This window comes from Lactococcus petauri (genome assembly GCF_002154895.1).
GTDB classification, from domain to species: domain Bacteria; phylum Bacillota; class Bacilli; order Lactobacillales; family Streptococcaceae; genus Lactococcus; species Lactococcus petauri.
This window is the reverse complement of record NZ_MUIZ01000007.1, coordinates 46,374-55,089: the sequence shown is the minus strand read 5'-3', so window position 1 is coordinate 55,089 and position 8,716 is coordinate 46,374. Positions and strand designations below refer to the sequence as shown.

Below are 8,716 nucleotides of genomic sequence, written 5' to 3'. Positions count from 1 at the left end.
CAATGATATATATCCTCATAACTATCCTCAAATTTTGAAAATCCATTTCTTTTAGAAAGATTCAATGAGGCTCTATTATATTTACTAATTTCCGTATAATGAGTATGAAACCCAGAATTGATAATCTCTAATAAAACTTCTTTATGAAGCAACGAAATTGCTGTACCGGTTCGATATTCTGAATCAATTAAAAGGAATCCACTATAAGTTTCTGGTTCAGGCAATGCCCCAAAAGTAATAAATTTAAAAAAAGCAGTAGTTCCAACTATTTTATTATTTTTTTCGAGAATATAAAAATGAGTTATTTCCTTAATTGATTTTGTTAAATGAAAATCCTCCGCTGTCAATAATTCTCCATTTTTAAATTGATAAACCTTGTTTCTATTAAATAGATCTACTACTTTTGGGACATCTTCTTCTTTTAGTTCTCTTATTCTATAATCAGAATCACTTCCCATGTTTTATACCCTTTTTAATAGCTAAGTAAATAAATAATAATGTAAACATACAAAAGATAATGTATAAAAACATCTCATTGTTGGTAATAATATGATTATTTACTGTTTCCAAAGTCACTCCATACGAGATTTTATAATTAGCTTCAGCTGACTTTGGTGCTTCTGCAAATACTTCTTTCAAGCTATGTGACATCATCACATTTTTTAATAGTGCATTCATCTGAGTCATAGGAAACCATGTCATAATTTGAGCTAATACTTTACCAACAGAACCAATAGAAATATAAACTCCCGACAAAAAACCAATTAATGTACCAATAATGGTACTCATGGTGCTAAAAGCTGAGCTACTTTTTATAAAAGATAAAAAAGGAAGAACAAGGGTGGCTGATAATAAACAGCTCATTATTATTAAACCTAATATTTTTATAACATCCATAAAATGAAATATTTGTAGAAAACTAAATCCATTAAAGATTAAGATTCCAAAGAAAAAACTGAGAATTGTGATCAGTGTACCTAACATAACTGAGGCAACAATATAAGATAATTCAAGCTTCCAATTAGATAGTCCACTAATTTCAAAATCTTCGTTCAATTTTTTTTCTTTATCAGAAACCATAACACTAAAAGCTCCTAACGTACTTGTCAAAGATACAACAGTTGTAAGTCCAGCAATTAACCATAAATTTACCATATTAATCACATTCGAAGAAACTGAGGCTGTACCCATTGCTTCTTTTATAGCATCTAATTGAATTTGCCCTAAAAACACTTGATACAAAACCAATAGAATAAGTACTGAAAGGAATGACATAAAAAATGCCATCTTATCTCGCGTATATACAAGAATATTTCTTCTTACTAAAGTTACCATCTTACACTCCCTGCGTTTCCTTTAATAAATTCAAATAAGCTGCTTCTAACGTTGCACTTTGAACTTCAAAATTTTCAATAATATATTGATTTTCAGAAAGGATATTTAATATTTCCTCCATTGTTATATTTCGATAAATGTAAATTTTATCTTTTACATGTTCAGGAATTCTAGCAATTTGATTAGATAAAATATCATTTATATTTTTTAATACTATTTTCAAATTTGTAGAAGAATTTTTTTGAATAAACTCTTCTATTGTCCCAGAATAATGAAGAGATCCTTGAACTAAAACATTTAGTTGGTCACAAAATATCATTTCCTCCAAATAATGAGTAATTAAAACCACTGTCATTTTTTCTTTTTTGTTAAGTTCATAGATAGCTTTCCATAAATCATTCCTTGATTTTGGATCTAAGCCAGTTGTCGGCTCATCAAGTAAGAGAATAGATGGATTATGTAATAGTGCCCTTGCAATATCAACTTTTCTTTTTTGTCCACCCGAAAGCATACCATAACGGCGCTTATTCAACTCTCCTATTGATAAGTACTTTTCAATTTTTTCTAAATTATAAAGTACTTCTTTTTTATTCATTCCGTATAATGCACCACGAGTAATAAGATTTTCTTCCACTGTCAAACTTTCATCTAATCGGCTTGACTGAAAAACAATTCCTATATGATTATAAAATCTATCTGCCTTTACCTTTTCCCCTTCAATTTGCCACTCGATACTTCCAGAAGTTTTTTTAATCGCTTGAATCAAAATATTAAATAATGTAGTTTTTCCTGCCCCATTCGGCCCTAGCAACCCATAGAACTTTCCTTCTTCAAATTCAGTGGATATACCCTTAAGAGCTTCAAAATTTCCATATTTTTTTTCAATATCTTTTAAAATTATTTTCATTTTTGTGAAACCAAAATCCTTCCTGAAGCTATTTCCTTGTGTAATTCATTTGTAATTTTAACTTCAACCTCTGATAATTTACCTAGTGTATTAAGTTTCTTACATCTAATACTTAGAATATTTCCCGGCATAACCAAATTTTTTAACTTAAAATTCTTTATGCTCGCCAAATAACCAACCTTACCCGATAAATTTTCATCAAATAAAAAATCTTGAAAATTCGAATTATTGATACTTTTTTCTGGAAAGCCATCTAAGATATACATTAAAGCCGCAGCTTGAGCCCCACATTCCACAAGTAATACTCCTGGCATAATTGGCTCAGTCGGAAAATGGCCTTGAAAAAACGGCTCATTGATAGTTACATTTTTTTTACATATAATACTCCCTTTTCTGTACACATCAACAGTATCAATTAATAAAAAAGGATACGAATGAGGAAGAAGCTTCATAATCTGCGTAGCGTTTAGTCCTTCCATGTTTATACCTCTTCAGTTTGATTTTCCATAATATAGTCTGTTAATTTATTAATAGATGAAAAAATAGACATATCATCATCTGATAATGTAATGCCAAATTCCGTTGAGATACCAATAGATAATTCTAAAGCATCTATTGAGTCTAATTCTAACCCTCTACCAAATAAAGGTTGATCATTTTGGATAAGCCTTTTATCCAAATCTAGCATTAAAGAATCAATTATGATTCTTTTAATTTTATCTTCAATAACCAAGCGTTTTTCAATATTCTTTTTTTCAATTTTCCAATCAATCATTAATCATTCCTCCATCAATTACGAAGTTCTTTCCTGTAATATAATTTGATTTTTCACTGCTTAAAAATGCAACTAGCCATGCGACCTCTTCAGGCTTTCCAAATCGGTGAAGCGGAATTAAATTTTCCATAATCTGTTGCTTATTTTTTATCCCACTAGTCATATCTGTATCGATAAATCCTGGACTAACACAATTTACATTAATATTATCCGGTGCAAATTCCTTAGCTAATGACTTGCTCAAAGAGATAATTGCCCCTTTTGTTGCTGAATAGTTTGTTTGTCCAACCTGTCCTGCAACCCCACTAGTTGAAGAAATATTAATAATTTTTCCTCCATTTTTTTTAATCTTCATGTATCTTAAAACAGCTTTAGAAACATTTACCATACCTAATATATTGATATTTATGATATTTTCCCATTTTTCTGAAGACATCATTAAAAAATAACCATCTTTTGTTATTCCTGCGTTATTCACTAAGCAATCAATCTGGCCATATGTTTCAAATATTGACTTTATAGTTTTCTCTATCAATTTCTCATCTGAAATATCACATTTTTGAATATCGATGCTTGGATAATCATCAACTAATGATTGAGCAGCGGTATCATTCCCTTGATAAATTGCAATAACTTTGTAACCTTCTTTGGAAAGTTCTATACTTATGGCACGACCAATCCCTCGTGTTCCACCTGTTACAATTGCTACTTTCACATTTTCTCCTTATTATCATTAATTTGCTTATATAATCCTCTAATTTGCTTTTGAATAAACCCGTTTGAAGTTAAATCGTAAGTTATTAATTTTTTATTTATAATCTCTTCTAATATCCCATACCAATTGAATTCATTTGTCAATTGATTTATTATTTCATCTTCAAGATTATCCAAACTATATATATAGTTGAACTCATCATTCTGCTGAATATCAAGTTCCTTTACAAGTTGTCTATATTTCTCTTCTAATGAGTTAAGAAATTTTGTATGATAAGGAACTTTAAGATTCAATTTCTTAATTCTAATTTCCAAGCCTGACGTTTGTATTACTTCCATGAGTTCATCTTTCTTTTCTTCTGAAAATGCCAGAACACACGTAGTTGGATTAGTTGTTATTGCGAATTCTACATCATTTAACTTTTTAATAATTGGCCGTAACTTTTCGATAGATGTTGTCACGGTAAACCACATTTCCTCTTTTCTTTTTAGATTTCCTACTAATTCTGCCCTTTTTTCAATAAATATAAGTATTTTATCAAAACTTGACGAGCCACTTGCCATTAATACATTAAAAATTCCAGCGCTATGTGAAGAAAAATAAGAAATTTCAGATAAGTCAATATCTTGGGTTTTCCATAAATTATAGATAAACGTCCCCAACATTGAAGCATGGCTCTCTGAAAGTGGTACTTCCCCCTTTAACATTTTTTTAAAATATAAAAATGATTCATAATTAGTATCTCTTAATTTTGAAATAATTTTTTTACCCATGTTGGTTTTTGATAACTTTATTAAATCCTGTAATTTAATATTCCCTTGTCCACCATATAAGATAATTTTTGACACTATCCTTTCCTTTCTAGATATCTAAATTTTGTTCTTACACATTACTAATATAAATTATTCTCCTCCCTCATTAGATCCTGTGCCTTAAATCACAGCATAAGTATAGCGCTTTCATTTTAACTTGTCAAGTAATAAAAAAATTTTCCAGCACCTATATATGATAAAATTCATTTTATTCATATACCAAACATTTTCACTTTAGTGTGTTTTGTGGTGCGTTAAATCATTCAAATATTCTGATTGTGTCTAAATCTTAACACCATGGTAAGTAGGGGGCGTAAATAACGGTTATGGAGGATATAAACAGTAACCCTTTTTACAATATACATACTATTTTTATTTGCTTTGTTAATTTCAAATTTCCCTTTTCAGCAACTTATGACTACTACGAAGAAACTATTCTTTACGACATAGGCCTATTATAGTAAAAATCCCCACCGAAGTAGGGATTACCTATAAAGAACAGAATACCATAATATTATAATAAAATGATCATATAAATTGAACACAATTAGCTAATAGCTTCTGAAAGATTCTTTAGCAAACTACTTACTCTACAAATATATGAACTTGCTTTGCTTTCAATTAATTGCGTTGTATTATTGGAATTATACTTATTATCCAAACTAATAAGATAATCCTCAATCGCAATGATTACCCCATTAGGTTGAGATTGTCTTCCATTTCCACTTTGTCTACTTGTAACACAATTGATTTCCCATTCAACCCTTTGTCTAACGATAACTATTATCACAGATGTTGGGAATATTATGTCTTTCAATATGGAAAGAAAAAAGTTTATTTTACAATATTGTGATTTATTACTCATAAAATATTATCAACTTATTTCTCATAATAAAATTCCAAAACAAAAAGCTAATGATAAAAGCTATTTCAGTAACTCTTTATTGTATAATTTTTCTTTCTATGATTAGTTTTTATTAATTCAAATCAGGAGCTCTGTAATATATGTCCTTTATACAGCAGGTTACTATTGGTTCTGAATTGTCTACTTGAAAAATTTTCAAAGTAAAAAGCTACTGAAAAGTTTTAATCAGCAGCCCTTTATTTTAAATATTTTACTCCACACATTTTCATTCCTTGGTTAGTTTTTTGGTTAGTTTTATACTAATTTTTTATAATACTATATTTACTGGGCTAAAAATAAATCTTAAAGTAAAGCTTTATATTCTATCAAATAAAACCCACAAAGTAAAAAGTCATTAGAAATTTTTCTAATGGCTCTTTATTTTATAAATTTTAAAAAAAGGTTAAATATCTCCCAACGCCTCTTTTTGTTTTTCAAACGTTTCTGAGACTTTGTTGGCAAAGCTCCCTTTAAGAGATGCTTTCAACTCTGATGAGTTTTTCAAAAGAGATTGCTTGGCTTGAACCACTTCTTGTTGAGAGTCTTTTTGTACCTGCGTTCGCTTTTCGCTACTCTTTACGACATTAATCAGACCTTTCGTTTGAATTTGTACCTTTTGCATTTCTTTCTGTGCTTTTTTTATAAGTTTATCAATAATATCCATGGTTAGTCCTTTGTTTTGAGTGCCTTATAGTTTTGATTAAATTCACGTTCTGCTTCTTCCAACTGCATTTGAACATGTCTTTTTTCTTCTTGAAACTTCTCGCCATATTCTTCAGACAATTGTTGGAGACGATGACGTGAAAACTGTGAAGCCTCTGAAACATCTCCCTCTGCCTCTTGAAGGATGCGAGAGACGTTTTGAGACGTTTGTTCAAGCATTTGGTTAAAGCTCTGTTCTCCACGTCTAATCGTGTCCTCCTGCTCTTCCAATTGCGCTCTTTTCAAATTATAGTCACGTTTTAATTCTTCTTCTGTAAGCAAAATAATCCCCTTCGCCTCTCAACTGTTGTGCCAATTCTGAATCACGAGCCACGATTTCTGAAATCTTTGCCTTGATTTGATTTTCAAGGCTTGTAAATTGCTCACTCATTTCTCGGATTTTATCAATCTTCATTTGGTATTGTTGGGAAGGTACTCCCACAATATTATATTCTGTACAGCCTACACTTTCCAGCGCATCATATATTTCCCAACGTTCTAATTGATGACCAATAGACATTGCATCAGACAAGTTTTTTTGCCAAAGTTCCTCTGCTTCTCTTATACCATCATGATAAATTTTCATCACGTTAACCATAGCCAAATTAAATTCTGCACCAGCTGTTGAAACTATGGCAAGAGCTTGAGCAGAATCCAGATAGATTTTCTCTCCAGAAGATAAACCTCCACCACTTGCACTTAATCGTTTTTTTAAACTCCCTAATTCTTTCATTTGTGCTTTAAAAGAATTTTGAAGTGTGGTCATGCTTGCATCAAGCTCTGTTGGACTTGGAAGACTATAACTCTTTCCGTTGCCATCGACAACATTCCCTTTGTCATCAAATTTCCATTTATCAATACTATGAACGAGTAATCCATTATCAATCCAAACACGTTTTCCTGTCGTTTTCAAATTTCCCGCACTTTGAGTAAGACTTCCGCCACCATAGGTGACAATATCTTTGTAATTCACAAAATTTGTTAAAAATTCAGCATTTTCTTTTACCCATTTTTTCGCTTGTCCAGATAAATTTTCATAAGGATCCGGACCATTAAAGGTTACCGTCTGCCAATGATGTTCCGCCCCTTGTGCTAAAGCAAGATAACCACCAAGAGAATGTCCCGTCACTGAGATGGACGCATCCGAATAATCTCGAGCCACTTGATCCGCAAATCGCTTTGCTTCCCACATTTGCCCGCCACCATTAGACAATACAACATTCGCAACATCTGAATAAAGGTCTCCAAACTGAAAAGGATTGGTTCCTGCATAAGCAATCACCACATTACTTGGGTGAGTTCCATCAGTTACTGGAGCTACAGCCATAGCTTGAAAGCCTGTCCATTTATTATCCTTGGTTTTGAGAACTTGCCATTCTTGTCCATTGACCTCAATTATATCTTTGGGATAAAGAGGTACTTTATCTTTTATTTTACCATCCACTCGATAAGACTCACCAGCTATCACTTTGAAATCTTCTGGAGTCATTTTAATACCTCACGTTCTCCATTACTATAAATTACCTCTAATGGGTGCTTATTAATACCTTCTTTGCTTATTTCTTCATATCTCTTTCTTTTATCTTCATTACCTTGAAAATGAACTGCCGTATTTCCTTCTGTTTCAAGAGAAATATCAAATACCTCTCCATCCATAGTAGCTTTTGCACCAATAACCCATGGTGCTCCCAAACCTGGACGGGACCCATTCCCCTTAAATTCTACTTTTGTCACATAGGGTTTTTCTTTTTTTAGTGCAATTGCAGCCAATCGTTGATTAGACAAACTTTCATCTTGTTTACTTTCTTGATTATCCATATACAATTTTCCTCCGATGACCATGATTAATATAATTATTACAACAGATAATAGTCCAATCACTAGTCCTTTTTTTCGTTTTTTCATTTAATTATCCTTTAAAAAAAGTAGCCCTCAAGGCTACTCCGCTTTAGAACCCAAAACTTTGTGCATCTTGTGCGTCACGTTCCGCCACAGTATCCGCATATTTATTGAGTTGTTGGTTAATACTTTCAAGAAGCTCTTCAAACTTACGAACATTTTGCTCAAGTTGATTATATTGCTCCAAGTAAGCTTGAAAGGCTTGGCCTTTCCATTCTTCCGCAATCGTTGAATTCATTGAGTTTACACGTTGGATCGCTTGCTCAATTTGTTCCTTTGATTGAATGTAGACTTGTGCCTGTTGCTTGAGTTCTTCGGGTGTTACGCTGATTGCTGCCATGTCTAGGGCTCCTTTATAAATTATATATTAATTATCAAACAGATTGTCACTTCTAATTGTCAACAACTACATTTAGTCTCAATTGGTATATTAAAGTATGTAAAGCATATGAAACAACAATTTAATTTTTTTACATCTTCATTCTAACAAGCTAATTGTTCATTGTCAATAAATACTATCACTTTTTCTTCAAAGTACTTCTCAAAATATACAAAGTAAAAAGCTACTAATAATTACTCTTCAGCAGCTCTTTATTTTATAAAATTTAATACACACACTTCTATAATTGCTTGGTTAGTTTTTTGGTTAGTTTTAAATTTTCATTTT

11 protein-coding genes are annotated in these 8,716 nt (G+C 31.4%); all 11 read right to left on the bottom strand.

Features of this window, described 5'->3' with window-relative positions; translation table 11 throughout:
* Positions 1-447 precede the first annotated feature (447 nt).
* The 11 genes from BZZ03_RS10235 to BZZ03_RS10180 all read right to left on the bottom strand — a co-directional run bounded on the left by BZZ03_RS10235 (position 448) and on the right by BZZ03_RS10180 (position 8,389).
* Complete coding sequence (locus tag BZZ03_RS10235; protein WP_086583218.1) at positions 448-1,335, bottom strand: ABC transporter permease; 888 nt, start codon at positions 1,333-1,335, stop codon at positions 448-450.
* 1 nt (position 1,336) lies between these two features.
* A complete protein-coding gene (locus tag BZZ03_RS10230) occupies positions 1,337-2,242 on the bottom strand; it encodes an ABC transporter ATP-binding protein (RefSeq protein WP_086583217.1) in 906 nt (301 codons plus the stop codon).
* Positions 2,239-2,721, bottom strand: coding sequence for a 3-hydroxyacyl-ACP dehydratase FabZ (gene fabZ / locus BZZ03_RS10225; RefSeq protein ID WP_086583216.1), 483 nt, complete (start codon positions 2,719-2,721; stop codon positions 2,239-2,241). Before fabZ ends, BZZ03_RS10230 begins: the two co-directional genes overlap by 4 nt.
* Positions 2,722-2,723: 2 nt before the next feature.
* Entirely contained in the window at positions 2,724-3,017 is a 294-nt protein-coding gene (locus BZZ03_RS10220) for a phosphopantetheine-binding protein (protein WP_086583215.1), read from the bottom strand.
* A complete protein-coding gene (fabG, locus tag BZZ03_RS10215) occupies positions 3,010-3,732 on the bottom strand; it encodes a 3-oxoacyl-ACP reductase FabG (protein ID WP_086583214.1) in 723 nt (240 codons plus the stop codon). The genes BZZ03_RS10220 and fabG overlap by 8 nt, the downstream gene beginning before the upstream one ends.
* Positions 3,729-4,580 (bottom strand): ACP S-malonyltransferase, encoded by an 852-nt coding sequence (locus BZZ03_RS10210; RefSeq protein WP_086583213.1) that lies wholly within the window; start codon positions 4,578-4,580, stop codon positions 3,729-3,731. The genes fabG and BZZ03_RS10210 overlap by 4 nt, the downstream gene beginning before the upstream one ends.
* 1,271 nt (positions 4,581-5,851) lie before the next feature.
* Positions 5,852-6,112 (bottom strand): hypothetical protein, encoded by a 261-nt coding sequence (locus BZZ03_RS10200; RefSeq protein ID WP_086583211.1) that lies wholly within the window; start codon positions 6,110-6,112, stop codon positions 5,852-5,854.
* Between the two features lie 2 nt (positions 6,113-6,114).
* Entirely contained in the window at positions 6,115-6,432 is a 318-nt protein-coding gene (locus tag BZZ03_RS10195) for a hypothetical protein (protein WP_086583210.1), read from the bottom strand.
* A complete protein-coding gene (locus tag BZZ03_RS10190; RefSeq protein WP_086583209.1) occupies positions 6,404-7,639 on the bottom strand; it encodes an alpha/beta hydrolase family protein in 1,236 nt (411 codons plus the stop codon). Before BZZ03_RS10190 ends, BZZ03_RS10195 begins: the two co-directional genes overlap by 29 nt.
* Entirely contained in the window at positions 7,636-8,055 is a 420-nt protein-coding gene (locus tag BZZ03_RS10185) for a hypothetical protein (RefSeq protein WP_143466339.1), read from the bottom strand. The genes BZZ03_RS10190 and BZZ03_RS10185 overlap by 4 nt, the downstream gene beginning before the upstream one ends.
* 43 nt (positions 8,056-8,098) lie before the next feature.
* Positions 8,099-8,389 (bottom strand): WXG100 family type VII secretion target, encoded by a 291-nt coding sequence (locus BZZ03_RS10180; RefSeq protein ID WP_086583207.1) that lies wholly within the window; start codon positions 8,387-8,389, stop codon positions 8,099-8,101.
* Between the last annotated feature and the right edge of the window lie 327 nt (positions 8,390-8,716).

Excerpts from the sequence above, each read along its gene's own strand:
- BZZ03_RS10180 (WP_086583207.1), bottom strand. The coding sequence starts at position 8,389 with ATGGCAGCAATCAGCGTAACACCCGAAGAACTCAAGCAACAGGCACAA.
- fabZ (WP_086583216.1), bottom strand. The coding sequence starts at position 2,721 with ATGGAAGGACTAAACGCTACGCAGATTATGAAGCTTCTTCCTCATTCG.
- BZZ03_RS10190 (WP_086583209.1), bottom strand. The coding sequence starts at position 7,639 with ATGACTCCAGAAGATTTCAAAGTGATAGCTGGTGAGTCTTATCGAGTG.
- BZZ03_RS10235 (WP_086583218.1), bottom strand. The coding sequence starts at position 1,335 with ATGGTAACTTTAGTAAGAAGAAATATTCTTGTATATACGCGAGATAAG.
- BZZ03_RS10200 (WP_086583211.1), bottom strand. The coding sequence starts at position 6,112 with ATGGATATTATTGATAAACTTATAAAAAAAGCACAGAAAGAAATGCAA.
- BZZ03_RS10220 (WP_086583215.1), bottom strand. The coding sequence starts at position 3,017 with ATGATTGATTGGAAAATTGAAAAAAAGAATATTGAAAAACGCTTGGTT.
- BZZ03_RS10230 (WP_086583217.1), bottom strand. The coding sequence starts at position 2,242 with ATGAAAATAATTTTAAAAGATATTGAAAAAAAATATGGAAATTTTGAA.
- BZZ03_RS10185 (WP_143466339.1), bottom strand. The coding sequence starts at position 8,055 with ATGAAAAAACGAAAAAAAGGACTAGTGATTGGACTATTATCTGTTGTA.